This window comes from Skermanella pratensis (assembly GCF_008843145.1).
Classification (GTDB): Bacteria; Pseudomonadota; Alphaproteobacteria; order Azospirillales; family Azospirillaceae; genus Skermanella; species Skermanella pratensis.
Window position 1 is genome coordinate 2,482,542 of the sequence record NZ_CP030265.1, and the last position, 24,153, is coordinate 2,506,694.

Consider the following 24,153-nt stretch of genomic DNA (forward strand, 5'->3'; position numbering starts at 1 on the left):
GGGACCGCCGGGACCTGTTGGGAATCGTGCCGCCCCGCCGTGACGGCGAGGATCGGCAGTCCCATCAAACCAAGCCGGAGAAATGCCATGACGAAGGGCACGCATAACGAAGAGACAGATCCCTTGGGCAAGCCGACCCATGGGAACGAGCAGCCGATCGGAACCGGTCCGCACGCACGCAACAGGATCGAGGCCGAACGGAAGGGCCAGGACAACAAGTCGAAGGGCGCCGAAGGGCGCAAGGCCGGACCCGGGCAGTCCTGACCGGCTTCCGGCCCGGGCGCCCCGGGGTCAGTGCGACATCAGGACGGGTAGGTCCATGTGGCCCAGGATGTGCCGGGTCACCCCGCCGATGATCAGTTCCCGAAGGCGGGAGTGCCCGTAGGCACCCATCACCAGGGCGTCGCAGTCCAACTCCTCGGCGACCTGCAGGATGATCTCGCCGACGCTCGAGTCGTTGTCGTTGATGTTGTTGCGCAAGGTGACGTTGATGTCGTGCTTGGTCAGGTATTCGCAGATCTCTGCGCCCGACGGGTCCGGCTTGCCGGGCCGCTCGATGGTCAGGACGGTCACGGCTTCGGCATCCGACAGGAAGGGGATCGCGTCGCGAACGGCGCGCCCCGCCTCGCGCGTGTTCTTCCAGGCGATCAGCGTGTGCTTGCCGGACGTCGGGGTCCGCCGTTCCCACGGCAGGATTATCGTCGGGCAGACCGCCTGCATCGGCAGCTGGTCGGGAATCTGCAGGCGGACGCGGTCTTCCAGGTTCGCCGGGTGTGACTGGCTGACCACGGCCAGATCGACGAACGGGGTTCGCCGGGCCAGCAAGGCCACGTGGTCCCCTTCCTCGACCCTGAAGGAATAGGTCACGTCGGCGCAGTGCCTCCTGACCTCGTGCTCGACCTCTTCCGCTTTCTCGTGAGCGATGGCGGTCGCCTCGGCCAGATAGGCGTAGGAGGCGCCCCGGCCGGTGATCCCGGCGGGCATCGTGACGGGCGTCGCGATGTACAGGATCTCCAGATAGGCGTCGAAGCGCTTGGCCAGCTCGATTCCCCGGTGGAGGCGATCGGCGTGCTGCTCGTCATTGGCCATGTGGAGCAGGATGGATTTGATCGGCATGGCTGGACGCTTCTCCCCGGAGTCATTTTCGACGGCAACGATAGCCCCCCGTGCCGAGGGGTGGCAACTCCCGCCTGTCAGGAAGGGGATTCCGCCTTCTTCTTCGACCCGATCCTGGGCTCCTCGCCCTTGAGCAGGCGGCGTATGTTGGCGTGATGGCGGATATAGACCAGCAGCGCGATGAAGGCGCAGAGCTGGCCGACCTGCGGCCCGGCGAAGTACCAGCCGGTCAGCGGGCTGATGCCGAGCGCCACCAGGGCCGACAGGGACGAGTAGCGGAGGCCGAAAGCGACCAGCAGCCAGGTGAGGCAGGCGATCACCCCGACCGGCCAGGAGATGGCCAGCAGAACGCCCAGCGCCGTGGCGACTCCCTTGCCGCCGTTGAAGCCGAGCCAGACCGGAAACGTGTGCCCGAGCATCGATCCGGCTCCCGCCAGCACGGCGGCGTCGGGACCGAACTGCTTCGCGATCAGCACGGCGAATGCGCCCTTGCCGCTGTCTAGGACCAGCGTAAGCGCGGCGAGCGGCTTGTTGCCGGTGCGCAGGACGTTGGTTGCGCCGATATTGCCGGAGCCGATCTTCCGGATGTCGCCGTAGCCGGCGATCCGGGACAGCACCAGGCCGAACGGGATCGAACCCAGGAGATATCCCGCGACGGCGGCGGCGAGCAGGTAGGGCCAGGAGAAACCCCAGCTTATCGGGTCGGGCATGCTGCTGAATTCCGGTGGATCGAGGGGATCATGCGTCCAGGTTGAAGACGGTGTTACCACTGACGACGGTGCGGGTCGCGCGGCCGGTGACGGGGCGGCGGTCGAACGGCGAGTTGCGGGCGCGGCTTCGGAAGCGGGCGACATCCACCCGCCACAGCCGGTCGGGATCGAAGACGGTGAGGTCGGCCGCGTTCCCCGGGGCGAGGCGCCCGAGCGGCAGGCCCACCAGGTCGGCCGGGTTGCAGGTCAGGGCCGCCAACGCCCGCAGCAGCGGCAGCTTGCCGTTGTGGACCAGTTCCAGCACCAGCGGCAGCAGGGTTTCCAGGCCGACGATGCCGCAGGCGGCGTCCGCGAACGGCACGTCCTTGCGGTCGTCCGGTTGGGGGCGGTGATCGCTGGCGACGGCGTCGATCGTGCCGTCCGCCAAGCCTTCCACGATGGCGCGCCGGTCCATCTCCCCGCGCAGCGGCGGCGACAGCTTGGCGACGGTGCGGTAGCCGATGACGTCGGTCTCGGTCAGGGCGAAATAGGCCGGCGCGGTGTCGCAGCTGACCGGCAGCCCGCGCCGCTTGGCGTCGCGGATCACCTCCACGGAGGCGCCGGTCGAAACGTGGGCGACGTGGTAGCGGGCACCCGTCAGTTCGACCAGTCGCAGGTCGCGTTCGATCAGGATGACCTCGGCCTGGGCCGGGATGCCCGGCAGACCCATGCGGGTCGCCACTTCGCCGGCGTTCACCTGGCCGCCCGCCGCGAGGCTGGGTTCTTCCGGGTGCTGAATCACGGGGCGTCCGAGACCGGTTGCGTAGCGCAGCACGCGGAGCATCACGGCCGCGTCGGCGATCGCGACTTCGCCGTCGGTGAAGGCCAAGGCGCCGGACCGGGCGGCCAGCGCCATCTCAGCAAGCCCGCCCGCCCCGTCGGTGGCGCGGCCATAGTGGAGGACGCGGACGGGGTGGCCAAATTCGTCGGCACCCGGCGGCAGGCAGACCATGGCGGTGACGCCGCCGGCGGCAGCGGCCTCGCGAGTCGCCTCCTCCCGGCTTCCGGCGGTGACCCGCATGTCGATCAGGCCCGGCGCCAGGCATTGGCCGCCGAGGTCGATCACCTCGATCCCGTCCGGCACGCCGTCGGCGAACAGCCCCGGGCCGAGATCGGCGATCGCTTCGCCGTCGGTCAGCAATGTCCCTGTCGCGTCGAGGCCGGTGGCGGGGTCCAGCAGCCTTGCATTCCGGTACGCTATGCGCCGCGCCATTAATCAGCCTCGCGGGTGACATGGTCGAGGCAGGCGGCGATCGCCGACGCCAGGGTGGCCTGGTCGGTCCGGACGAGGGGCGCGATGCCGCCGATCTCGAAGACCTCGTCGAATTCCCGCTGCGACGGGACGAGGGCGCCCAGCGATCGCCCGGCGTCGAGCGGATAGCGGATCACCGCGTCGGCCCCGCGCAGACCGTCTGCCGGGGAATGGTAAACCTCCGCGCCCAGCCGGTCGATTTCGGGCGGAAGCAGGGTCGGCGGAGCGATCACGCGGACGAAAGCGCCCAGCGCGTTCAGCATGTGGATCGACGAGAAGGCCGCGCCGTGGTGCAGGATGTCGCCCGCGAGCGCCACCACGCGGCCCCGCAGGTCGCCCAGGCGGCGACGCATCTCCACGGCGTCGGCGAGCGCCCGGACGGGATCCTCGTGGCCGCCGTCCCCGGCATTGACGATCGCGCAGGGGGCGCCGCTCGCCACCCACGAGACTCCGCCGGCCCGGGCATGCCGCACGAGTGCCGCGGCGCAGCCCGGCAGGTCCTCGGCAGGGTCGCCGCCGAGCCGGCGCACAGCCGTCTCGAAGGCCGCGCGCAGGGGTTCGGCACCGGCGGGGAAAAGGCCGCCGACGCGGCGCCCGGCGAGCGGCCGATCCGTGGGCGGATCGTCGGCACGGTCGAGCAGGATTGTCAGCTCCGCAGCCGGCATGCCTTGCAGAGCCAGCAGGTGACGGGGGCGACCGGGAGCGCGCGGCGGGATGGTCATGATGGGCGGGACTATAAGGACGTGGTTCCCGCCCCGCAATCACCTAGAAATAGGCGATCAGCCGCCCCAGGGTCGCTGTGGCCGTCCAGACCCCGGCCGATACGAAAGCCCCCGCCACCGCGGGAGCGGGCGACGGCACGTCCGCGTCCCAACGTGCCACCCTGCGCCAGGGTATCAGGTGGAAGACGACGATGTTGGCCAGACCCAGGCCGATCAGCACCAGCTTGTAGACGAAGACCGGGTTGTTCCAGACGGCCGTGGCGTCCGCGGTGAACAGCAGCGCGCCGGTCACGACCGCGACCGCGAATCCGCCCGCGGCGATCGGCAGCAGGAGCCGCGCCAGGGCCGCCACGGGCAGCGATCGCGCGACCCCCATGATCCGCAGGTCGAAAGCGAAGATGCTGCCGACCATGGCGACGACCGCCAGCACGTGCAGGACGTTGGCGGCGGGATAGAGCCAGAGGGCCTGGCGCAACGTCTCGCCCAGCGCGGAATGCTCCAGGGCGAGCGCCCAGGCCGGCCCGGCGCCGGCGTGCTCCATCAGCGTAGCTCGACCGACTTGCCGTCGACCCGGATCCGCTCCGCCCGCAGCTCCGCCGGATCGTTCTTATGGACATAACCGTCGAGGCTGATGGTCTGTCCCTGGCGGAACGTGCCGTCGGGCAGTCCCCGGGTGGTCATGCGCGACGGTGGCGCCAGCACGATGTACCAGGTCTTGCCCTGCGCCTCCAGCTGGATGGAGGCGTGGGGATTGCTGAACGACACGGACTGGACGGTGCCGTCCAGGGTCGTCAGCGCCGTGCTGTCGTAACTGCCCCAGCCATGGTGCGCCAGGGCCGCCGGGGCAGCGGCCAGGACGCCTAGGGCCGCGACCGCCCCCAGCGTCATGCATGATCTTGATAGGGTCATCGGGACCTCCCGGTGCAGGACTGCCAATTCGTTTCATATAGGGCTGGCGGACGGCGGTGAGCGGATTTTTCCGGGTTTCGGGCCGGCACCGCCCTGCTGAAATACCTCCTCCGATATGGTCAATACTCGCATATATATGTGAGAAGAGTTAAAGTTGATATCATCAGGTACTGTAGACTAGCGTGAAGTGCTTCACTGAATCTACCTCGTTTATTGTGCTTTGGTGCGCTCCTCAAGACAGAGGAGGCACTGAAATGCGAGGCATCATCGTAAGACTCAAGGGAGTTTCGCTGCTGACGCTTGCCTTGGCGCCACCCGCCGTCATCCTGGGCGGGATGCTGTTCGCCGGCAAGCTGGTGCTCGATGCGGGCCAGGCAACGCGGGAGAAGATCGATGCGGTCGTCCGGACGGTCAACGGGGAGATCGTCCCGCGGCTGGAGACGATCGGGCGGACCTATGGCGGGGTGGCCGATACCCTGGAGCGGCTCAACGGTCAGATCGACGGCGTCTTCTTGAAGCTCGGCAACATCCAGGACCTGCGGATCGACGCCGGGCAGCTTGGCTTCGCCGGCGCGCGCCAGATCCAGGTGCCGTCACGGACCGTTTCGTTCGGCTCCGGCTTCGCTAAGATCGACGTGGAAACGGGAAAGCTGCTGAACGAGACGCTTCCGGCAATCCGCATCCCCGACCGGCCAGTGACGATTCCGATCGGTCCGCTGCGCGAGGCGTTCGCCCCTCTGGGGCCGGGCGGGCCGATCGGACGTGCCGTCCAGGCGGCCCAGGGCGAGATCGGCAAGGCGCTCGGCGAGGTGAAGAAGCTCGGCGAGCCGGTGGGCGTCCTGGTCGATACCGCGACCGGCTGGTTCGGTCCGCTCAAGCAGACCCTGGCGACGCTCGGATTCGTGGTCGCGGCGATGGTCTTCGCCGTGGTGCTGCTCACGGCATTGTATGTCGGTGCCGGCATCTGGCTGGCGGTGCGCCGCCGCTCCGAGGCTTCGGCGGCATACCGGACCGGCGGTGAGCTGGGCTACGTGCTGTACGTCCACCGAACGCTGATCCTCGACGGATTGGCTCAACTCCGCGGGCGCGACGTGTCGGTGCGGCCGGCAGTCGCGAACGACGACCTGAGCAGGACGGTCGAGCAGCTCCGCGCCGAACTGGCCGACCTGCGTGCCCAATTGGGCCGATCCCGCATGGCCGCCTGCGCTGCGGAGTGACGCCGGCTGGCTTTGACTTCCGCCGGTGACGATCGGGCGCCCGCGAAACGCGGCGCCCGGCCCACCGGCCATCGAACCGGAGGAAGCAGCGATGCCCAGGTTCCATAACCTCACCTGCACTACCGTTCGCCATGATGGTCCCGGCCGCGACGCGCGGCATCTCGCCCCGATGCTGTCCGCCTGCATGACGGCGATGTTCCTGACCGGATGCGTGACCGGACTGGCCGGCGATGGAAGCGGTCCGGCGCGTCCGGAGGTCGCCGTCGCCACGCGCGTCGTTCCGGCCGCCCAGGTGGTTTATCCGATCACCGCGACGGCGCCCCGACTCCCATCGGGGTGGCCGCGGCCGAGCGGCACGCGATGATGGCGCTGGCCGACGCGGTAGCCGAGACGAACCATGATCTGATGGAGAAATGCGCAGTCTTCTGGGGCTTCGAGAACGCGTTGCTCCCGACCCGCAAGGAATGGGTCTTCTACGAGGACGACTGGCACAGCCGCGGTGTCGCGGACTTCGAGCACGCGGAGTTCACGGCCCAGGTCCTTGTAGACGCGCAGGACGACGGGCAAGACGAGACTGCCGGCATGGGCCGTCTGCATGCCATCGTGGAGACGGCCCTCGCCGACACGCCGGCCGACCTGGCGGGCCGCGACCGGGTCATGAAGGAAGCCGTTGGCAGGATGGCGGAGCAGGGCATGCCCTTGCCCCCCGACTGGTCGGCGGGCGAACCGGAAGCCAGCGACACCCGGCCCGTCCTGGCCGAGATCCTGCCTGCCGACGCCGTCGAGCGCCTGTCGCCTGAAACGGTGACGAAGGCTCCGATCGTCGGCGAGGACGGCCGGCAGCGTACGATGCTGAGCTACCGCGTCCCCTTCACGGAAGGAGCCTATGCCAAGCTGGCCGAGCGTTACGCGGAGGCGGTGTTCAGGGAGTCCGGCGAGTTCGACATTCCACCGTCCCTCGTCCTTGCGGTCATGGAAACCGAAAGCGCCTTCAATCCCCGGGCCCGGTCGCCGGTCCCGGCCTTCGGCCTGATGCAGCTGGTGCCGACCAGCGGCGGGCTGGACGCCCACCGGTTCGTCAACGGCGAATCCGCCCCCATGCTGAGCCCGGAATCGCTGTACGACCCGGATACCAACATCAAGCTCGGCACCGCCTACCTGAAGCTGCTGGATACGCGCTATCTGAGGGCCGTCGACCATCCGGAAAGCCGGCTCTACAGTTCCATCGCCGCCTACAACACCGGAGCAGGCAATGTGGCGCGGGCATTCAACAGCACGACGAACATCAGCAGTGCGGCTTCCCTGATCAACCGCCTCCCGCCGGAGAAAGTGTTCGATCATCTGAGCGAGCAACTGCCTTATGAGGAAACCCGGCGCTACCTGGTCAAGGTGACAGGAGCCCGCGAACGCTACCGAGACTGGGACCTGGTCGCGGGCCACACCGACCAGGTGGCCCGCGCAATCCAGGACACGGGCGTGCAGACGCAGTGACCCGGCGGACGTGGATGCGGCGAATCCGGACGCTCAGACGATGCCGGACTCCCGCATCCGCCGGACTTCGGCTTCGTCCAGTCCGAGCCAGTCGCGGAAAACCTCGTCGGTGTGCTGGCCCAGCGTCGGCGGGGCATGCCTGTAGTCGACCGGCGTGTCCGAGAACCGCATCGGGCTGGCGAGCAAATGGACCGGTTCGGGTGCCAGCGGATGGGGCAGGGCGATCTCCATGCCCCTGGCCTTCACCTGCGGGTCGCCGAAGACCTGGTCGATCCGGTTGATCGGGCTGCATGGAACTCCCAGGGGTTCCAGGCCCTTCAGCCAGTGGTCCCGCGGCTTGCACGAGATCACCTGGCGCAGGGTCGGGATCAGGTCATGCCGGTTGCGCACCCGCTGCTCGTTGGTGGTGAAGCGCGGGTCGGTCGCCAGTTCGGGATGGCCGGCGAACTGGCAGAACCTGGCATACTGCCCGTCGTTGCCGACACCCAGGATGATGTAGCCGTCGGAGGCCGGGAAGGCTTCGTAGGGAACGATCGTCGGGTGGGCGTTGCCCATGCGTGGGGGCGCCTCCCCGCTGGTCAGGAAGTACTGGCCGGCATAGGACAGCCAAGCCACCTGGGTGTCCAGCAGCGCCATGTCGATATGCTGGCCCTTGCCGGTCCGGGTGCGATGGTGCAGCGCCGCCAGGATCGCGACGAGGCCGTACATCCCGGTCATCAGGTCCGCGATGCCGACGCCCAGCTTCTGCGGGTCGCCGTCCGGCTCGCCGGTCACGCTCATGATCCCGCCCATGGCCTGGACCAGGAAATCGTAGCCCGCCCGCGGGGCATAGGGGCCGGTCTGGCCGAATCCCGTGACGGAGCAATAGATCAGCCCCGGAAACTCGTCCTTCAGCTGGTCGTAGCCGAGATTGTACCGGCTCAGCGTCCCAACCTTGTAGTTCTCCATCAGGATGTCGCTTCGGGCGATCATGCGGCGGGCCAGGGCCTGCCCCTCCGGCTTGGTGAAGTCGAGGGTGATCGACCGCTTGTTCCGGTTGGCCGACAGGTAATAGGCGCTCTCCGTCGTGTCGTTGCCGTCGGCGTCGCGCACATAGGGAGGTCCCCATTTCCGCGTGTCGTCGCCCTGGCCCGGCCGTTCGACCTTGACCACGTCGGCGCCCAGGTCTCCCAGCACCTGGGTGGCGCTGGGGCCCGCCAGGACGCGGCTCATGTCGAAGACCTTCAGTCCGGCAAGCGGACCGGAGGGGGCGGGACGTGTGGTCGATGTCATGGACGATGCATCCGGCAGCGGAAAGGAAAATTGTCGGGGCTGGGAAACGGCGGGTCGCCGTCCGGTTATAGGGACTGGCCGGCAGCGTTGACAAGCGCGGCCGGCACGCCCGCCCGCTCCTCCGCCTTCCTGTATTCCTTGGCTTCGCCGCACACCCATTCATAGAACGCCGCCACCTTGGGGCGGTCGAAGTAGCGGGGCGGCGCCACGAAGTAATAGGCCAGCTCGGTCGGTAGGGTGATGCCGAAGGGGGCCACCAGTCGGCCGGCATCCAGGTCGTCGGCCGCCAGCACGCGCCGCGCCAGGGCAATGCCCTGGCCGGCCACCGCCGCCTGGAGCACAAGCGCCGAATCCGTGAAGCGGGGACCGCGGGCCGCGTCCACGCCGCGCACGCCGGCCGACTGGAGCCACATGGTCCAGCCGATCAGGAAATCGTCGTGCAGCAGGATGAACCCGGCCAGATCCTCCGGCGTGCGAAGGGGTTTGAGGCCTTCGAGCAGGGAGGGCGAGCAGACCGGGAAAATGTCCTCGGTCAGCAGCTTTTCGGCCCGCACCCCGTCCCAGCCGCCGCGCCCGAACCGGATCGCCGCGTCGACGTCCTGCTGGGTGAAGTCGACCATCTGCGGCGTGGTCGACAGCAGGACGTCCAGGTGGGGATGCCGTTCCTGGAAGTGCGGCAGCCGGGGCACGAGCCATTTGGCGGCGAAGGAGGCGATGGTGCTGACGGTGAGCGAACCGCCGCCGTCGGCGGCCTTGAGCTTCGCCGTCGCGTCGGCGATCTGGTCCAGGGCGTCCCGCAGCGGCGGCAGGTAGCCCTGTCCGGCTTCGGTCAGCACCAGCGCCCGGTTGAGCCGCCGGAACAGCGGCACGCCCAGGACCTCCTCGAGCCCCTTGATCTGGTGGCTGATGGCGGCCTGGGTCACACTAAGCTCCTCCGCCGCGCGGGTGAAGCTGAGATGGCGCGCGGCGGCCTCGAAGGCGCGTATGGCGTTCAGAGGTGGCAAGCGGCGTCCCATGATCGCCTCATCGATTAGTTTTGCTAATGGAGTTTATGAGAAAGCGTCGTTTGCGCGCAAGAACCGGGTCGCGCAAGTATCGGCTCATCACGATGATGTTTTTCGATGATGACCGCCGAAGCCGGAACAGCTTCGGCTCCGGCTTCGCATAAGGAGAGCTAAGATGACTGTCGGCATCAGGAAGTCCGCGCAGTTCGGTCCGGACCTCAGCCTGAAGGGCCTCAACCGCCTCCTGGTGAGCGCCTTCGACGCCCTGCTGGATTGGCAGGACCGGGCGCGCCAGCGCCATCGCCTGGGCGAGATGGACGATCACCTGCTGCGCGACATCGGCCTGTCCCGCGCCGACCTGGAGCACGAAGCGGCCAAGCCGTTCTGGCGCGCCTGACGGCTGTCCGTCCAGCTTCGGGCCGGCTCAGTCGCGGTCGGCCCGTTCGCCCATCAGATCGTCGGTGACCGAGGCGATCTCGTCCAGCGCGCTGGTCAGGCGCGGCAGATAGCGGCGCCCGTCGTCGGTCAGTTCCAGGCCCCGGGCAAAGCGCCGGAACAGGACGACCCCAAGCCAGCTTTCGAGCATCTTGACGTGATGGCTGATCGCCGCCGGGGTCACCCCCAGTTCCTGGGCCGCGCCTGTGAAGCTGCCATGCCGTCCGGCCGCCTCGAACGCCCGTACGGCGCTGAGCGGCGGCAGCTGCCGACTCTGTTGCGTTTCGCAGTCCAACCTCTGTACCACCCCCGACCCATTCCGCTCCAGATGATCCGTCCAGCTGTGAAACAGTCGGGAGCCGATTGAGGTTTCATCCGAACAACAGCAATGCGAGCGGAATCGACGGCAGGGCAAGAACCGTCTGAAGGGTGATCGTTCCGGCCATCAGCCGCGAGTCGCCCCCCATCTGGCGCGCCAGGACGTAGGCCGACGCGGCGGCCGGCAGGCTGTTGAACAGCACTGCGACGGTCAAGGTCAGCCCGTGGACCCGAAGACGGCGCCGTACAGAGCGGTCAGCCCGGGCACGACCATCAGCTTCATCAGCGACGACTGGAGCACCGCGCCCCCCGCCGCGCGCGCGGCCGCGACGTCCAGGCCCGCGCCGACCGCCAGCAGGCCCAGCGGAAGTGCGGCGTCCCCCAGGATCTCGAAGACGGGCCCGACCAGGGGCGGGCGGCCGATCCCGCTGAGGTTGAGGGCGGCTCCGCCCGCCACGCCGATGATGATCGGGTTGCGCAGGATGCCCGAGACGATCGCCCGCACCGAGGTTCCGTTGCCGGAGCCGTACCGGGACAGCACGACCACGCACAGCACGTTGACCAGCGGCACGACCGTCGCCAGGCCGATCGCGAACAGCGTGACGCCCGGACGGCCGAACAGGGCCGCGGCGGCCGCCAGGCCCACGAACGTGTTCGGCCTGACCGATCCCTGGAAGACGGAGGTGAAGGCCGGACCGTCGGGATTGATCCGCCTGCGCAGCAGCAGAAGGACGAGGGTGGCCGTCAGGATCGCCGATACCAGGGCGAGCCCCATGGGCACGACGGCGAGGTCGCCGAGGCTGGCCTTGGACAGGTTGTCCAGCAGCAGGAGCGGGAAGAAGAGGTAATAGGTGAGCTTCTCCACCGGAATCCAGAAATCGTCCGGGACGATCCGGCGCCGGCGCAGCACGTATCCCAGCAGGATCAGGATGAAGATCGGCGTGAGGGCGGTGAAGACGATGAAGAGCTGGGACATTCAGGAATTGCCGTCTTCGGTCCCTTCCTTCTCGTCCTGTTCCTGTTCCCGGCGCTCCTCCTCGGCCAGCCGCGCCGCCGCGCGTATTCCCGCCAGAGCGTCGAGCGCTCCCTGGAGGATGTAGGCGGCGGCCATCTTGTCCACGACCTCGGCGCGGCGCTTCCGGGTCATATCGGCGTCGATCATCATGCGCTGGACCGCGCTGGTGGACAGCCGCTCGTCCCAGAACGCGATCTCCTGCTCCCCGCCGAGGATGTCCCTGTGCTCCAGCATGCTGGCGCCGAACTGCCGGGCGCGCTCGGCCGAGGGTCCCTCGCTGCCGTCCATGTTGACCGGCAGCCCGATCACCACCGCGCCCACCTCCCGGTCCTTGATGATCCGGGCCAGCTCGCGCGCATCCACCGTGAACTTGGTGCGCTTGATCGTGCCGATCGGCGACGCCACGGAGAATCCGGGGTCGGAGATCGCCATGCCGACGGTCTTGGTGCCCAGGTCGAGCCCCAGCAGCCGCTTGCCGCGGGGTACGATGTCGAGAAGGTCCGTGAGCTTGCGGATCGCCATATCGGGTGTTACTTTCGGCACACAGTCATAAAGGCACACAGCCGGAAAATTTCCATTTCTGCCGTCGGCCGGGGCAGTGCTCCGGCACGAGGCGTTCGCGGACGGAGAGACTTACCCCATGTCGCTCGATAAGGCCACCGTGGCGAAGATCGCCCACTTGGCCCGCATCAAGGTGCCCGAGGCCGACCAGGACCACCTGGCCGGCGAACTCAGCAACATCCTGAACTTCGTCGAGCAATTGAACGAGGTCGATACCGTCGGCGTGCAACCGATGACCAGCGTGGCACCCCACAAGCTGCGCCGCCGTCCCGACGCCGTCACCGATGGCGGCGTCCGCGACGCCGTGCTGCTCAACGCCCCGGACAGTGCCGAGGGCTTCTTCGTCGTGCCGAAGGTTGTCGAGTGATGACGGATCTGACAAAGCTGACCATGACCGAAGCCCTGGCCGGGATGGCCAAGGGCGAATTCACCAGCGTCGAGCTGACCGAGGCGCATGTCCGCGCGGTCGAGGCGTCGCGCGCCCTGAACGCCTTCATCACCGAGACGCCGGACCAGGCGATCGCCATGGCCGAACGGGCCGACGCGCGGCGGGCCAAAGGCGAGGCCGGGCCGATGAACGGTCTGCCGATCGCGGTCAAGGACCTGTTCTGCACGGCGGGATTCCAGACCACCGCCGGCAGCCATATCCTGGAAGGCTTCAAGCCGCCTTATGAGTCCACCGTCACGTCCAACCTGTGGCGGGACGGCGCGGTGATGCTCGGCAAGGTCAACCTGGACGAGTTCGCCATGGGCTCCTCCAACGTGACCAGCCATTACGGCCCCGTCGTCAGCCCCTGGAGCGAGGGCACCCTGGTGCAGCGAGACATGGCGGAGGAGGGCGGCTTCCTGTCCGAGCTGACCGCCGCCGTGCGCCAGCCGCGCCCGGTGCAGGAATGGCAGTGGACCCGCAAGCTGGTGCCCGGCGGATCGTCGGGCGGCTCGGCCGCCGCCGTGGCGGCGCGCTGCGCCATGGCCGCGACCGGAACCGACACGGGCGGATCGATCCGCCAGCCGGCCTCGTTCGTCGGCATCGTCGGCATCAAGCCGACCTATGGCCGCTGCTCGCGCTGGGGCATCGTCGCCTTCGCCTCGTCGCTCGACCAGGCCGGTCCGATGACCCGCACGGTCGGGGACGCGGCCCTGATGCTGGGTTCCATGTGCGGGTTCGATCCCAAGGATTCGACCAGCGTGGACATGCCCGTGCCGGACTTCCGTGCCGCGCTGACCGGCGATATCCGGGGACTCAAGGTCGGCATCCCCAAGGAATACCGCGTCGACGGAATGCCCGCCGAGATCGAGAAGCTGTGGCAGCAGGGCATCGACTGGCTGAAGGCGGCCGGCGCCGAGCCGGTCGAGATCAGCCTGCCGCACACCAAATACGCCCTGGCGACCTATTACATCGTGGCGCCGGCGGAGTGCTCGTCCAACCTGGCGCGCTACGACGGCGTCCGCTTCGGCTTGCGGGTCGAGGGCAAGGATCTGAAGGACATGTACGAGAACACCCGCGCCGAGGGTTTCGGGGCAGAGGTCAAGCGCCGCATCATGATCGGCACCTATGTGCTGTCGGCGGGCTACTACGAAGCTTATTACCGCAAGGCGCAGCAGGTCCGGACCCGGATCGCGGAGGACTTCGAGCAGGCCTACAGGCAGTGCGACGTGATCCTGACGCCGACGGCGCCCAGCACCGCGTTCGCTATCGGCGAGAAGATGGACGATCCGATCGCCATGTACCTGAACGACGTGTTCACGGTGCCGGCGTCGCTGGCGGGACTGCCCGGCATCTCGGTGCCGGCGGGGCTGGCGTCCGACGGGCTGCCGCTGGGACTGCAGATCCTCGGCCGGCCGTTCGACGAGTCGACCGTGCTGCGGGTGGCCGGCGTGCTGGAGAATGCCGCCGGCTTCGACGCCCTGCCGCCCTTCGTCGCCGCCCGCGGCTGAGGCCGACCCTGATCTTGAGGAAGTTGGACAATGACTAGTGTGATCAACGGGACTGGTTTGATCAAGGGCGAGACCGGCGACTGGGAAGTTGTAATCGGGCTGGAAGTCCATGCCCAGGTCATTTCGAACGCGAAACTGTTCTCGGGAGCCTCGACCCTTTTCGGTGCCGAACCGAACACGCAGGTCAGCTTCGTCGATGCCGCGTTCCCCGGCATGCTGCCCGTCATCAACGAGCACTGCGTCGAGCAGGCGGTCCGCACGGGGCTGGGACTGAAGGCGCAGATCAACCTGTTCTCGGTGTTCGACCGCAAGAACTACTTCTACGCCGACCTGCCGTCGGGCTACCAGATCAGCCAGTTCCAGCAGCCGATCGTGGGCAAGGGCGAGATCGTGCTGGACATGCCGGACGGGACCAGCCGCACCGTCGGCGTCACCCGCCTGCACCTGGAGATGGACGCCGGCAAGAGCGTCCACGACCTGCATCCGAGCCGCACCTATGTCGACCTGAACCGGTCCGGCGTGGCCCTGATGGAGATCGTTTCGGAGCCGGACATGCGCACCTCGGAGGAGGCCGCGGCCTATGTCCGGAAGCTGCGGGCGATCCTGCGCTATCTCGGCACCTGCGACGGCAACATGGAGGAGGGCTCCATGCGCTGCGACGTCAACGTGTCGGTGCGCCGGCCGGGCGAGCCCTACGGCACGCGGACCGAGACGAAGAACGTCAACTCGATCCGCTACGTCCAGATGGCGATAGACTACGAGGTGCAGCGCCAGATCGAGGTGATCGAGGGCGGCGGGACGATCGTGCAGGAGACGCGGCTGTGGGACACGACCAAGTTCGTGACCCGGTCGATGCGCAGCAAGGAGGAGGCGCACGACTACCGCTACTTCCCCGATCCCGACCTGCTGCCGCTGGAACTGGAGCAGTCCTGGGTGGACGCGATCAAGGCGACCCTGCCGGAACTGCCCGACGACAAGAAGGCGCGCTTCATCAGCGACTACAAGCTGTCGAACTATGACGCCGGCGTGCTGGTCGCGGAACGGGCGAGCGCCGATTTCTACGAGACGGTCGCCAAGGGCCGCGACCCGAAGCTGGCCGCCAACTGGACCATGGGCGAGCTGTTCGGCGCGCTGAACAAGCAGGGCAAGGGGATCGAGCAGTCGCCGGTCTCCGCCGAGAACCTGGGCGGGCTGATCGACCTGATCTCCGACAACACGATCAGCGGCCGCATCGCCAAGGACGTGTTCGCCGAGATGGTCGCGACCGGCAAGCCGGCGGCCCTGATCGTCGAGGAGAAGGGGCTGCGCCAGGTGACCGACACGGGCGCCATCGACAGCGCGATCGAAGGCGTGCTGGCGGCCAACCCGGACAAGGTCGCCGAGTACAAGGGCGGCAAGGAAAAGCTGTTCGGCTTCTTCGTCGGCCAGGTCATGAAGCAGACCCAGGGCAAGGCCAACCCGGCCCTGGTCAACGAGATCCTGACCGGGAAGCTGAACGGCTGACGCGGCACGGCGCGGATGCCGGGCCTTCGGTTCCGGCATCCTTTCTCATCCATGAAGAAAAACAGTTCCAGGAGACAGCGCGATGGCCGGCAAGCCCGACAGCCTGAAGCCCGAAACCCTTGCCGCCAACGCCCTGGGCTGGATCGATCCAAACACCGGCGCGATCGTTCCGCCGATCCATCCCAGCACGACATATCTCCGGGACGCCGACAACAGCTACGGCACCCACGGGCGCGTCTACAGCCGGGCCGACAACCCGACCTACGACCAGGTCGAGGCGCTGCTGAACCGGCTGGAAGGCGGGCAGGGGGCGCTGGTGTTCTCCTCCGGCATGGCGGCGGCGACCGCGCTGTTCATGGCGCTGAAGCCGGGCGACCACGTCGTGGCGCCCAGCGTCATGTATTGGTCCCTGCGCAATTGGCTGATCGACTTCGCCAAGCCCTGGGGACTGGACGTCGAGTTCGTGCCCAGTGCCGACATGGAGGCTCTCGGGCGCGCGGTGCGGCCGGGCCGGACGGCGCTGGTCTGGGTCGAGTCGCCGAGCAATCCCATGTGGGACGTGACCGACATCCAGGCCGCCTCCGACATCGCCCATGCCGCCGGGGCGCGGCTTGCCGTGGACAGCACCTCGGCCAGCCCGGTGATCACCCGCCCGCTGGCGTTCGGCGCCGACTATGTGATGCATGCCGGCACCAAGTATCTTAACGGGCACAGCGACGTGATCGCCGGCGCGCTGGTCACCGCCGCCGCCGACGATCACTGGAACCGGATCAAGGGTGTTCGCAAGGGATTGGGAGCGGTGCTGGGACCGTTCGAGAGCTGGCTGCTGCTGCGCGGCATGCGCACGCTCTATCCGCGGGTGCGGACCGCCTCGGCCAACGCGCTGGACATCGCCCGGTACTTCGAGGGGCATCCCGGCGTCACGGAGGTGCTGTATCCCGGCCTCCAGAGCCATCCCCAGCACGACATCGCCCGCCGCCAGATGACCGACGGGTTCGGCGGGATGCTGTCGATCCGCATGAGCGGCGGTGCCGCCGCGGCGATCGCGGTGGCCGCCAATACCGAAGTGTTCACCCGCGCCACCTCGCTGGGCGGGGTCGAGAGCCTGATCGAACACCGCGCCAGCATCGAGGGCGCGGACACGCCGGTTCCGGACGACTTGCTGCGCCTGTCGGTCGGCATCGAGGATGCCGAGGACTTGATCCGCGACCTGATCCAGGCGATCGAGAAGAGCCGTTCGGCGGTCTGAGGCGTCGCGGTAAAAAGGTAGCGGAACGCGCACGATAGGGGCTTGCCGAACAAGGTCCCGCTCGCTATACAGAGCGCCGCGCCGGATAGGTGGCCGAGAGGCTGAAGGCACAGCTTTGCTAAAGCTGCGTGGGGGAAACCTCACCGTGGGTTCGAATCCCACCCTATCCGCCACTCTCCCCGTTTATGGGTGGTGGAATTCATCGGCGTACTGCACTCCCTTCCATATTTAAAGCATATTGCGTCAGTTCAGGGCGCCCAGGCTCATGAACTGACTGCGCAAGCCGTGTTGAGAAGGGCGGGCGGGGCATCAGCCGCCCAGATCAGGCCATCGGGCAGCCCCTCCGATGTGAAGGTGACGTTGGGCGGAAACGTCGCCTCGCGGCGACCGGCGCAATCGACCAGATGGCGCGTGAACAGGGTATCGCGGGCACGTCCTACGACCAGCACGTTGATGAGGACAAGGTCGGCATGGGCGGGATTGGTTCGCAAGGTGCCTCTGTCGGCTACGACCAGCGTGGTTGTGACCGGTTTCAGGTAGGACCAAGGCTCGAATGGCGACCGGGTGCCGAGACGCTCGATGACCACCATCTCCGGCGGCAGCATCGCTTCCACGCGGTAGGCCCACTGGTAACGCAACGTCGCGGTGACCGCGACGACCGCCACGGCGGCGACCACCGGGCCGAGCCAGCGCGGCGGCACGGTACGCAACAGCTTGAAGCCGATCAGCATCACGCCAAGGGCGGCGAGTGCTGCACAAGCCGCGATCAGCACATCAAGAAGCATCTATGATATCCATGGTCCGTCCCCGTCCGGAGCATGCCATTCAGGCCATGCCGCCGCGGTAGGCGGCGACAGCCGCCGATTGCATCAGCTTCACCACGGCGAAGGCATCCTTGAGGTGGCCGCGCTCGAACGGCGAGAGTTCCTGGGGAGAAAGGTAATTGTCCGGCGTCTTGCCTGCCTTCAACAGCCGGACTTGGTGCCGCACCCTGACCAGGCTCAGGAAGTCCAGGGCGTCCACCAGATCGCGGGCGCCGTCCCGACTCACCTTGCCGGTCTCGCCGGCGGCGATCAGCCGGTCATGGGTATTGACCAGGGGCGATCCGGCATCCAGGGCATAGACCCGCGCCAGATCAACGATGGGCGCCAGGACGGAGTGCTTGAGGTCCAGTGAGCGATGATGCTCCCCGCCGGAAATCAGGACGAAGTTCCGGAAAAATCCCAGCGGTGGCTGGTGGGTCAGCGCGTTGCGGACGAGATGACCGAGAAACAGTCCGTTGCTCCGGGTCAGCTTCAGGACCTCCTGCTGGAGATCATGGAACAGCGACGACTGGCCGGCGACCGGGCGCATGTCGAAGAAGACGCTGGCGTTCATCAGCGCCTCCGGCAAAGGCTCTCCCACCCAGCGGGCGAAGGTGCGGCTCCAACCTGAAATCGGCATCCGCCAGCGCGGATTGCGGGCCATTATGTCGCCCGGGCAGAGAGTATATCCGGCATGGTCCAGTCCCTCGCAGACGAACTCCGCCAATGCTTTGAAATAGTCGCCGTTGGCCGCATCCTCATAGTCGTCGGAGAGGATGAGCGCGTTGTCCTGGTCCGAACAGGCGGTCTGCTCGTTGCGTGCCTGGGAGCCGAGCGCCATCCAGAGATAAGCCACCGGCGGCGGCCCCAACCGGTGCTCCGCCAACTGCAGCAGCCGTTCCGTTGCCGCGTCGGTGATGGCCGAGACGGCATGGCCGATGCCATATGCGCTGCTGCCGCCCTCCACCAAGTCGTGAACCATGTCGCGTAGCGGCTTCACGGCCTCGGCGACTCCTGCGGCGTCGCTCCGCCCGGCGATGTCGCCCGCCATGAACACGACCGACCGCACATGGGTCCGCAGCATGTCGGTGCTGGTCACCACCCCGGCCAGCGCCGTTCCACGCATGACGGGCAGATGATTGATGCCGTGGCGGGCCATCAGGATCTCCGCCTGGAAGATCAGGGCCGTATCTTCGATGCGATGCGGGTCCGGAGTCATCACCGACGCCACCGGTTCGGCGGGATCCCGGTCCGCCGCCAGGACACGGTTGCGCAGGTCGCGGTCGGTCACGATGCCCAGAAGATGGCCGTTCTCGACCACTGGCAGGCAGGAGACACCGGCCTGGCGCATCCGCCGGGCGGCGTCTCCGATGCTGGCCCCGGGAGAGATCAACTCCGGCGGGCGCCGGATCAGATCTCCCACCAACCGCCGGCTCGCCGGGGCCATCCGGTCACGGACGCCGCGCAGCCGTTGGCCCGCCTGCGGATCGACGAGGCGGTCGAATTCGGGATGGCTTTCCCGAAGCCGGAGGATCAGCTCCGCCGGCATCTGGTAGAGAACAGTATCCTCCAGGGCGGTGACCTGGCAGAGGGCGGTTCCATCCGCCATCGAGGACCACGCCCCCGCCAGATCGCCTTCCGCCAGATGGGCGATCAGATCGCCGGCACCGGTCCGGGCCTCGAGCACGCCGCTCCTTACCATGCTGACCCTGGTGACAGGGTCGCCCGGGCGCATCAGAACCTCACCCCTGCCCAGGTCGACCGGAGTCACCAGAGCGGCGAGGGCATCCAGCTCGTCCTTCGGCAGAAGGTTGAAGGCCGGCTGGGCAGCGACGAATTCCCGGACTCCCGCAAGCTCGACCGGCATGTTCAGGGCCCCCTCCGATGGACCTGTAGGCGCAATGCTCAATCACCAGGGCTCAGTGGTCGACCGCGGCCTTGGCGCCACGCGGCGACCGGATATAGTCGACGAGTTCCTGGATTTCGCGCGGCGGCGCGGCCGTCATCTTGCTGATCGCGAAAGCGAGCGCGAAGTTGAGGAGCATGCCCACGAAGCCGATTCCTTCCGGCGAAATTCCCAACAGCCAGTTCTCAGGCGTGTTGACGCCGATGGGATCGATGAAGATACCCTTGAAGTAGACGATGTAGCCCATGGTGAAGATCAGCCCGGCAAGCATGCCGGCGATCGCCCCTTCACGGTTCACCCTCTTCGCGAAAATGCCCATCATGATCGCAGGGAAAAGCGAACTGGCCGCGAGGCCGAAGGCGAAAGCGACCACCTCCGCCACGAAACCGGGTGGATTGTATCCCAGGTACCCGGCGATCAGGATGGCGAAGCCGGCGGCGATGCGGCCCGCCAACAGTTCTTGTTTCTCCGTGATGTTCCTGGCGAAGGTGCTCTTCATCAAGTCGTGGGAAATCGACGACGAGATCACCAGCAACAGGCCCGCGGCGGTGGACAGGGCCGCCGCGATGCCGCCCGCCGCGACCAGTGCTATGACCCAGTTGGGCAGTCCCGCGATCTCGGGATTGGCGAGCACCATGATGTCGCGATCCACGGTCAGCTCGTTGCCGGCCCAGCCATACTGCTGCTCCAACGCGTCGCTCATTCCCGTCGGGTTGTAGTACTGGATACGACCGTCGCCGTTCTTGTCCTCGAACTTCAGAAGGCCCGTCTGTTCCCACCGCTGCATCCAGGCCGGACGCTCCTCGTAAAGCAGGTTGCCGTCCGGTGCACCGACCGCACCGACCTGCAGAGTGTCCATAAGATTGTAGCGGGCCATGGCGCCGACGGCCGGTGCGCAGAGATACAGCAGGGCGATGAAGAACAACGCCCAGCCGGCCGACGAGCGGGCGTCGCGCACGCGCGGTACGGTGAAGAAACGGACGATCACGTGCGGCAGGCCCGCGGTACCGACCATGAGGGCAGCAGTGATGGCGAACAGGTCGATGACACTCTTCTGCCCGTCGGTGTAGGCAGCGAAGCCAAGCTCGGTGACAACGGCGTTCAACCGTTCCAGAAGATACACTCCGTCCGCGCTGACGCCCGGGGTGTCCACGAGGCTGCTGCCAAGGCCAAGCGGCGGGACCGGATTGCCGGTCAGTTGGAGGGAAATGAAGATCGCCGGCACGATGTAGGCGGTGATCAGGACGACGTATTGGGCGACTTGGGTGTAAGTGATCCCTTTCATCCCGCCCAGCACGGCATAGATGAAAACGATGCCCATGCCGACGACCAGCCCAACCTCGATGCTGACCTCAAGGAAGCGGGAGAAGACGATGCCGACGCCGCGCATCTGCCCCGCGACATAAACGAATGAAATGAAGATCAGGCAGACCACCGCCACGACCCGCGCGGAGTCGCTGTAATAGCGGTCGCCGATGAACTCGGGCACGGTGAACTTGCCGTATTTCCGCAAGTACGGCGCAAGAAGCATGGCCAGCAGAACATAGCCGCCGGTCCATCCCATCAGGTAGACTGAGCCGCCGTAGCCCAGAAACGCGATCAACCCCGCCATGGAGATGAACGAGGCCGCCGACATCCAGTCGGCGCCGGTCGCCATGCCGTTGGCGATGGGGTGGACGCCCTTGCCGGCGACATAGAAGTCACCCGTCGTCGCCGCCCGCGTCCAGATGGCGATCCCGATATACAGGGCGAACGTGGCTCCGACGACGAGATAGGTCAGGGTCTGGAGTTCCATTATTTCAACCTTCCGTACAGCCGCCTAGATCTCGTCGACGTTGAACTGCCGGTCGAGCCGGTTCATCCGCCAAGCGTAGAAAATGATGAGAAGCAGGAAGACGACGATCGAGCCCTGTTGGGCGAACCAGAATCCTAGAGGAAAACCGCCGACCATGATGCCGTTGAGGGCTTCGGCGAATATTATTCCGGCGCCGAAGGATACCAGGAACCATACAAGCAGGCATCCCAGGACTGTTCGGATATTGGCGCGCCAGTATTGCTGCGCCTGAGTGTCAAGATTGTTCCTCATCAGCAACCTCCCTCATCAGTTTTATTGAACCGCCAACCGGACGCCAAGGCAGCCTTGTTCCATAAACTTATCCATAAAATGATCGCGCTGACAATGGAGTTGCTGGAAATTCGTGGTGCTGGAGGCTGCTTTTTCGTCGAAGGCGGAAAGCCCGTTCAAGTGTCGAAGACGCCCGACCCTGCCCCCGGGATTGCCGGAGCCTCCGACTCCTGAAAGAGTGCAGCCATGTGATAGGGTGCGGGAGTTTCTGCAGAAGGGCTCAGCTCAGGCGAGCGGCCACGGTATGCGGGTGATGTCTGACGTCATCCCAACCCCGAGTATCTCCGGACGATGGTCCAGTCGATGATCCAGTCAATGGTTCAGACGACGCTCCTACCTGATCCCGGGTGCGCGCCATGAAGGTGCGCGAGGGCGGCAGCGTCGGCACCCAGGCGGTTTTGGTGGCGGTGGCGGTCGATTGGGGCGGCCGCGATGCTATGTTCATTTCACGAGATCACGGCTCGCTTACGTGCCTGAAAGCCAGCAGACAGTCGTCTCAACCGCCGCCCGGCAGGTCTTCGTCCAGCCTGATCGCAAGGCCACCGGACGTTTGCGTCGCTTCGTCGGATTCAGGCGACCGGAAAGACGCGCACCTCTGCCAGGAGTTCGTCAAACAACGCGGCGTGCGGCTCCGGCAGGGTACCCGCCGCCCAATAGGCGAAGGCGTCACAGTACCACTCCTCGGCAATGGAGTTGTGGTTGGACAGGAGCTTCCGCAACACCGGATCGGCGAGCCAGCCGAGGCGCTGCATGCGGCGCAGGAAGTCGGTGTGTTCTGCCTCGATACGATGGCGCACGACGCCGGCGCCAGCCTCCCGGACCTCGAGAAGATGAAGGACGAAGTGGGCGTATTCGTGCAGGACGACAAAGGCGACCTCCCACTCGGGGTCGGTGCCGCACTGCGCCAGATGGGCGAGCCAAGCCAGGTTCAGCCGGATGTTGGCTGTGCCCTCGGTGTGCAGGCCGATTGCGGCGTCCGGCCGGTGAAGCTCCTCGATGAAGTAGGAGACGTTGCACGGCGGCAGGCGGCCCAGGCCCTTGTCAGCCAACAAGCGGTTGGCCAGCGCCGCCGAGGGCGCAATGAACTCGTCGGCCACCCGGGACCGCTCGATGAACTGAGCCGACGACAAGAACCGCATGCTGCCTCTCCGCTTCCTCTGGAACCCACTTCCCCTGGGAATAGATGGGGCGAGCAGCGACCCGTCACATGGGCCCTCTCCGTTCGTGCGTTCACGCGACGTGGGACCGGCTCCGCTGGCAGCTGTGGATCGCGTCCGCCCTGTCCCATCTTGGCGCCGCGGGACGGGCCAGAGCAGTGCCTCTATTTCACGGACCGTCGAAATCTCCCGCCCAAGCTGCGCGCGCCGCTCGATCCCGTACGATGCCGCGACGCTGGAAGGCAGGATCCCGTTCCCACGGGCTCCGATATCTCATCACGGTACTCGGCACCGCAGGTTGGCGTCGATCAAACGCTTCATGGTGTCGATGAATGCCTGCCGCTCCTGAGGCTGCAGGGCATCGATGGTGCGCAAATGAGCCCGGCCCACCCCTCTGCCAGCCGTTCCAATGTCAGCCGGCCGGCGTCGGTGAGCGTCGCCAGCTTCATGCGCCGATCGTCGGGAGCGATCCGGCGATCGATCAGGTCGCGCTTGCTGAGGGGTGTGATCCCGTATGTCAGGATCGCCGCGACCTGCGTCCGGAAAGCGCTGTGAGCCCGCCGGATCTCGGTGCTGCCATCGCTTGGGCAAGTCGAGGTGTCAGCCCGCACTGCCCAGACGGGTCGAGATCCGCTCCGCGCAAGTCTTCAGCGCGCCAACCGCTTCGACCTGGCTGACCTTGTTGCCCTTCATATGCAGGAAAGGAATGGTCAGGGCGGCGAGGGCGGTCCGGGAATGGCTGAGGATGGGGCAGGAAAGATCGACCACGCCCATGACCGCATCGCTGCCGCTTTCCTCGTAGCCGTTCCGCCCTATCCCGTCCAGGCGGCGCTCCAGTTCCGCCGCGGCCTTCGTTTCCCCGGTATGGGCGAGGGCACACTCGATCCGGGCGGCACGCTCGCCGGGACTCTGGAACGCCATGAGGACCCGGCCCGACGCCGTTTCGATGGCGGAGAAGGTTGCACCGGCCTTGACCGAGAAGGTGCGGGCGGTCGATCCCTCGTCCTTCGCCACGATCATGATGCGGTCCAAGTCCCAGACCGAGAGGTGACACGACTGCCCGGTCTGCTCCGCGAGCACCCGCATGTCCGCCCTCGCGGCGGAGAGCAGGCGCTCCAGGGCCGGGTGCCGGGTGGACAGATCGAAAAGCTTGAGCGTCAGGACATAGCCTCCATCGGCGCCGTACCGGCGGACATAGCCACGCCGCTCCAGGGCCACGAGCATCCTGAAGATCTCGCCGATCGACCGGTCCAGGCGGGAGGCGATATTGCTTTGGGACAGCGGTTCGCACTCGCCGGCCAGGAGTTCGAGAATGTCCAGCCCCTTTTCCAGCGCCGGTGCGCTGTAGCCGGCCCCGCGCTCGAACTGGATCTGTGCGTCACTCATCGCAAACCATTTTTTCAGGCATCGG

The 24,153-nt window shown here is 66.9% G+C and carries 27 protein-coding genes and 1 tRNA gene; 10 read left to right on the forward strand and 18 right to left on the reverse strand.

Annotated features, from left to right (window positions below):
* Positions 1–87: 87 nt before the first annotated feature.
* Complete coding sequence (locus DPR14_RS27350; protein ID WP_192499408.1) at positions 88–264, forward strand: hypothetical protein; 177 nt, start codon at positions 88–90, stop codon at positions 262–264.
* Between the two features lie 27 nt (positions 265–291).
* On the opposite strand, the gene DPR14_RS11240 is transcribed toward DPR14_RS27350, so the two are convergent.
* The 6 genes from DPR14_RS11240 to DPR14_RS11265 form a co-directional block, all read right to left on the reverse strand.
* On the reverse strand, positions 292–1,116 hold the full coding sequence (locus tag DPR14_RS11240) for a universal stress protein (RefSeq protein WP_158045213.1): 825 nt from the start codon (positions 1,114–1,116) through the stop codon (positions 292–294).
* Positions 1,117–1,193: 77 nt separating this feature from the next.
* On the reverse strand, positions 1,194–1,826 hold the full coding sequence (plsY, locus tag DPR14_RS11245) for a glycerol-3-phosphate 1-O-acyltransferase PlsY (protein ID WP_158045214.1): 633 nt from the start codon (positions 1,824–1,826) through the stop codon (positions 1,194–1,196).
* Between the two features lie 28 nt (positions 1,827–1,854).
* A complete protein-coding gene (locus tag DPR14_RS11250) occupies positions 1,855–3,078 on the reverse strand; it encodes a dihydroorotase (protein ID WP_158045215.1) in 1,224 nt (407 codons plus the stop codon).
* Positions 3,078–3,839, reverse strand: coding sequence for an aspartate carbamoyltransferase (locus DPR14_RS11255; protein ID WP_158045216.1), 762 nt, complete (start codon positions 3,837–3,839; stop codon positions 3,078–3,080). The genes DPR14_RS11250 and DPR14_RS11255 overlap by 1 nt, the downstream gene beginning before the upstream one ends.
* A gap of 43 nt (positions 3,840–3,882) precedes the next feature.
* Positions 3,883–4,380 (reverse strand): hypothetical protein, encoded by a 498-nt coding sequence (locus DPR14_RS11260; protein ID WP_158045217.1) that lies wholly within the window; start codon positions 4,378–4,380, stop codon positions 3,883–3,885.
* The gene (locus tag DPR14_RS11265; protein WP_246149184.1) at positions 4,380–4,748 is read right to left on the reverse strand and encodes a DUF6152 family protein; all 369 of its coding nucleotides are present in this window, start codon (positions 4,746–4,748) and stop codon (positions 4,380–4,382) included. Before DPR14_RS11265 ends, DPR14_RS11260 begins: the two co-directional genes overlap by 1 nt.
* 254 nt (positions 4,749–5,002) lie before the next feature.
* Between DPR14_RS11265 and DPR14_RS11270 the strand changes: the two genes are divergently transcribed.
* The 3 genes from DPR14_RS11270 to DPR14_RS11275 all read left to right on the forward strand — a co-directional run bounded on the left by DPR14_RS11270 (position 5,003) and on the right by DPR14_RS11275 (position 7,456).
* Positions 5,003–5,965, forward strand: a complete 963-nt coding sequence (locus tag DPR14_RS11270) for a hypothetical protein (protein ID WP_158045218.1) — start codon at positions 5,003–5,005, stop codon at positions 5,963–5,965.
* 91 nt (positions 5,966–6,056) lie between these two features.
* Positions 6,057–6,329 (forward strand): hypothetical protein, encoded by a 273-nt coding sequence (locus DPR14_RS27355; RefSeq protein ID WP_192499409.1) that lies wholly within the window; start codon positions 6,057–6,059, stop codon positions 6,327–6,329.
* Positions 6,326–7,456, forward strand: coding sequence for a transglycosylase SLT domain-containing protein (locus tag DPR14_RS11275; protein WP_192499410.1), 1,131 nt, complete (start codon positions 6,326–6,328; stop codon positions 7,454–7,456). The genes DPR14_RS27355 and DPR14_RS11275 overlap by 4 nt, the downstream gene beginning before the upstream one ends.
* A 33-nt stretch (positions 7,457–7,489) precedes the next feature.
* Here DPR14_RS11275 and DPR14_RS11280 read toward each other — a convergent pair whose 3' ends face one another.
* The gene (locus tag DPR14_RS11280) at positions 7,490–8,728 is read right to left on the reverse strand and encodes a CaiB/BaiF CoA transferase family protein (RefSeq protein ID WP_158045220.1); all 1,239 of its coding nucleotides are present in this window, start codon (positions 8,726–8,728) and stop codon (positions 7,490–7,492) included.
* 65 nt (positions 8,729–8,793) lie between these two features.
* A complete protein-coding gene (locus DPR14_RS11285; protein ID WP_158045221.1) occupies positions 8,794–9,744 on the reverse strand; it encodes a transcriptional regulator GcvA in 951 nt (316 codons plus the stop codon).
* A gap of 163 nt (positions 9,745–9,907) precedes the next feature.
* Between DPR14_RS11285 and DPR14_RS11290 the strand changes: the two genes are divergently transcribed.
* On the forward strand, positions 9,908–10,129 hold the full coding sequence (locus DPR14_RS11290) for a DUF1127 domain-containing protein (RefSeq protein WP_158045222.1): 222 nt from the start codon (positions 9,908–9,910) through the stop codon (positions 10,127–10,129).
* A gap of 27 nt (positions 10,130–10,156) precedes the next feature.
* On the opposite strand, the gene DPR14_RS28700 is transcribed toward DPR14_RS11290, so the two are convergent.
* The 4 genes from DPR14_RS28700 to ruvX form a co-directional block, all read right to left on the reverse strand.
* On the reverse strand, positions 10,157–10,462 hold the full coding sequence (locus DPR14_RS28700; protein WP_158045223.1) for a LysR family transcriptional regulator: 306 nt from the start codon (positions 10,460–10,462) through the stop codon (positions 10,157–10,159).
* 76 nt (positions 10,463–10,538) lie between these two features.
* Positions 10,539–10,700, reverse strand: coding sequence for a hypothetical protein (locus DPR14_RS28175; protein ID WP_246149187.1), 162 nt, complete (start codon positions 10,698–10,700; stop codon positions 10,539–10,541).
* 2 nt (positions 10,701–10,702) lie between these two features.
* Positions 10,703–11,461 carry an AEC family transporter gene (locus DPR14_RS11300; RefSeq protein WP_246149190.1) on the reverse strand — a complete coding sequence of 253 codons (759 nt, stop codon included), beginning with the start codon at positions 11,459–11,461 and terminating at the stop codon, positions 10,703–10,705.
* Entirely contained in the window at positions 11,462–12,022 is a 561-nt protein-coding gene (ruvX, locus tag DPR14_RS11305) for a Holliday junction resolvase RuvX (protein WP_158045224.1), read from the reverse strand.
* Positions 12,023–12,140: 118 nt separating this feature from the next.
* On the opposite strand from ruvX, the gene gatC reads away from it, so the two are divergent.
* The 5 genes from gatC (at position 12,141) to DPR14_RS11330 (ending at position 16,924) form a co-directional block, all read left to right on the forward strand.
* Positions 12,141–12,428 carry an Asp-tRNA(Asn)/Glu-tRNA(Gln) amidotransferase subunit GatC gene (gene gatC, locus DPR14_RS11310; RefSeq protein ID WP_158045225.1) on the forward strand — a complete coding sequence of 96 codons (288 nt, stop codon included), beginning with the start codon at positions 12,141–12,143 and terminating at the stop codon, positions 12,426–12,428.
* The gene (locus tag DPR14_RS11315) at positions 12,428–13,999 is read left to right on the forward strand and encodes an amidase family protein (RefSeq protein WP_158045226.1); all 1,572 of its coding nucleotides are present in this window, start codon (positions 12,428–12,430) and stop codon (positions 13,997–13,999) included. The genes gatC and DPR14_RS11315 overlap by 1 nt, the downstream gene beginning before the upstream one ends.
* 30 nt (positions 14,000–14,029) lie before the next feature.
* Positions 14,030–15,502: an Asp-tRNA(Asn)/Glu-tRNA(Gln) amidotransferase subunit GatB gene (gatB, locus tag DPR14_RS11320; RefSeq protein WP_158045227.1), complete on the forward strand. Its 1,473-nt coding sequence runs from the start codon at positions 14,030–14,032 to the stop codon at positions 15,500–15,502.
* Positions 15,503–15,584: 82 nt separating this feature from the next.
* Positions 15,585–16,751, forward strand: a complete 1,167-nt coding sequence (locus tag DPR14_RS11325) for a trans-sulfuration enzyme family protein (RefSeq protein ID WP_158045228.1) — start codon at positions 15,585–15,587, stop codon at positions 16,749–16,751.
* Between the two features lie 83 nt (positions 16,752–16,834).
* A tRNA-Ser gene (locus DPR14_RS11330) sits at positions 16,835–16,924 on the forward strand.
* A gap of 90 nt (positions 16,925–17,014) precedes the next feature.
* Here the strand turns inward: DPR14_RS11330 and DPR14_RS11335 are convergent.
* From DPR14_RS11335 to DPR14_RS11360, 6 genes are all read right to left on the reverse strand, one after another.
* Positions 17,015–17,536, reverse strand: a complete 522-nt coding sequence (locus tag DPR14_RS11335) for a hypothetical protein (protein WP_158045229.1) — start codon at positions 17,534–17,536, stop codon at positions 17,015–17,017.
* Positions 17,537–17,576: 40 nt separating this feature from the next.
* Positions 17,577–19,421: a DUF294 nucleotidyltransferase-like domain-containing protein gene (locus tag DPR14_RS11340; RefSeq protein ID WP_158045230.1), complete on the reverse strand. Its 1,845-nt coding sequence runs from the start codon at positions 19,419–19,421 to the stop codon at positions 17,577–17,579.
* Positions 19,422–19,473: 52 nt separating this feature from the next.
* Positions 19,474–21,255 (reverse strand): sodium:solute symporter family protein, encoded by a 1,782-nt coding sequence (locus DPR14_RS11345; protein ID WP_158045231.1) that lies wholly within the window; start codon positions 21,253–21,255, stop codon positions 19,474–19,476.
* 24 nt (positions 21,256–21,279) lie between these two features.
* On the reverse strand, positions 21,280–21,546 hold the full coding sequence (locus DPR14_RS11350) for a DUF4212 domain-containing protein (RefSeq protein ID WP_158045232.1): 267 nt from the start codon (positions 21,544–21,546) through the stop codon (positions 21,280–21,282).
* A gap of 608 nt (positions 21,547–22,154) precedes the next feature.
* Positions 22,155–22,724, reverse strand: a complete 570-nt coding sequence (locus DPR14_RS11355; RefSeq protein ID WP_158045233.1) for a hypothetical protein — start codon at positions 22,722–22,724, stop codon at positions 22,155–22,157.
* Positions 22,725–23,342: 618 nt separating this feature from the next.
* The gene (locus DPR14_RS11360; protein ID WP_158045234.1) at positions 23,343–24,128 is read right to left on the reverse strand and encodes an IclR family transcriptional regulator; all 786 of its coding nucleotides are present in this window, start codon (positions 24,126–24,128) and stop codon (positions 23,343–23,345) included.
* Positions 24,129–24,153 lie beyond the last annotated feature (25 nt).

Bases quoted from the DNA above. Each gene is read 5' to 3' on its own strand.
- DPR14_RS11350 (WP_158045232.1), bottom strand. From the start codon at position 21,546: ATGAGGAACAATCTTGACACTCAGGCGCAGCAATACTGGCGCGCCAAT.
- DPR14_RS11355 (WP_158045233.1), bottom strand. From the start codon at position 22,724: ATGCGGTTCTTGTCGTCGGCTCAGTTCATCGAGCGGTCCCGGGTGGCC.
- DPR14_RS11315 (WP_158045226.1), top strand. From the start codon at position 12,428: ATGACGGATCTGACAAAGCTGACCATGACCGAAGCCCTGGCCGGGATG.
- DPR14_RS11280 (WP_158045220.1), bottom strand. From the start codon at position 8,728: ATGACATCGACCACACGTCCCGCCCCCTCCGGTCCGCTTGCCGGACTG.
- DPR14_RS11250 (WP_158045215.1), bottom strand. From the start codon at position 3,078: ATGGCGCGGCGCATAGCGTACCGGAATGCAAGGCTGCTGGACCCCGCC.
- plsY (WP_158045214.1), bottom strand. From the start codon at position 1,826: ATGCCCGACCCGATAAGCTGGGGTTTCTCCTGGCCCTACCTGCTCGCC.
- DPR14_RS11240 (WP_158045213.1), bottom strand. From the start codon at position 1,116: ATGCCGATCAAATCCATCCTGCTCCACATGGCCAATGACGAGCAGCAC.
- DPR14_RS27355 (WP_192499409.1), top strand. From the start codon at position 6,057: ATGCCCAGGTTCCATAACCTCACCTGCACTACCGTTCGCCATGATGGT.
- DPR14_RS11285 (WP_158045221.1), bottom strand. From the start codon at position 9,744: ATGGGACGCCGCTTGCCACCTCTGAACGCCATACGCGCCTTCGAGGCC.
- DPR14_RS11360 (WP_158045234.1), bottom strand. From the start codon at position 24,128: ATGAGTGACGCACAGATCCAGTTCGAGCGCGGGGCCGGCTACAGCGCA.
- ruvX (WP_158045224.1), bottom strand. From the start codon at position 12,022: ATGGCGATCCGCAAGCTCACGGACCTTCTCGACATCGTACCCCGCGGC.
- DPR14_RS11255 (WP_158045216.1), bottom strand. From the start codon at position 3,839: ATGACCATCCCGCCGCGCGCTCCCGGTCGCCCCCGTCACCTGCTGGCT.
- DPR14_RS11265 (WP_246149184.1), bottom strand. From the start codon at position 4,748: ATGACCCTATCAAGATCATGCATGACGCTGGGGGCGGTCGCGGCCCTA.
- DPR14_RS11325 (WP_158045228.1), top strand. From the start codon at position 15,585: ATGGCCGGCAAGCCCGACAGCCTGAAGCCCGAAACCCTTGCCGCCAAC.
- DPR14_RS11335 (WP_158045229.1), bottom strand. From the start codon at position 17,536: ATGCTTCTTGATGTGCTGATCGCGGCTTGTGCAGCACTCGCCGCCCTT.
- DPR14_RS11345 (WP_158045231.1), bottom strand. From the start codon at position 21,255: ATGGAACTCCAGACCCTGACCTATCTCGTCGTCGGAGCCACGTTCGCC.
- DPR14_RS27350 (WP_192499408.1), top strand. From the start codon at position 88: ATGACGAAGGGCACGCATAACGAAGAGACAGATCCCTTGGGCAAGCCG.
- DPR14_RS11340 (WP_158045230.1), bottom strand. From the start codon at position 19,421: ATGCCGGTCGAGCTTGCGGGAGTCCGGGAATTCGTCGCTGCCCAGCCG.
- gatC (WP_158045225.1), top strand. From the start codon at position 12,141: ATGTCGCTCGATAAGGCCACCGTGGCGAAGATCGCCCACTTGGCCCGC.
- DPR14_RS11300 (WP_246149190.1), bottom strand. From the start codon at position 11,461: ATGTCCCAGCTCTTCATCGTCTTCACCGCCCTCACGCCGATCTTCATC.
- DPR14_RS11270 (WP_158045218.1), top strand. From the start codon at position 5,003: ATGCGAGGCATCATCGTAAGACTCAAGGGAGTTTCGCTGCTGACGCTT.
- DPR14_RS11260 (WP_158045217.1), bottom strand. From the start codon at position 4,380: ATGGAGCACGCCGGCGCCGGGCCGGCCTGGGCGCTCGCCCTGGAGCAT.
- gatB (WP_158045227.1), top strand. From the start codon at position 14,030: ATGACTAGTGTGATCAACGGGACTGGTTTGATCAAGGGCGAGACCGGC.
- DPR14_RS11290 (WP_158045222.1), top strand. From the start codon at position 9,908: ATGACTGTCGGCATCAGGAAGTCCGCGCAGTTCGGTCCGGACCTCAGC.
- DPR14_RS11275 (WP_192499410.1), top strand. From the start codon at position 6,326: ATGATGGCGCTGGCCGACGCGGTAGCCGAGACGAACCATGATCTGATG.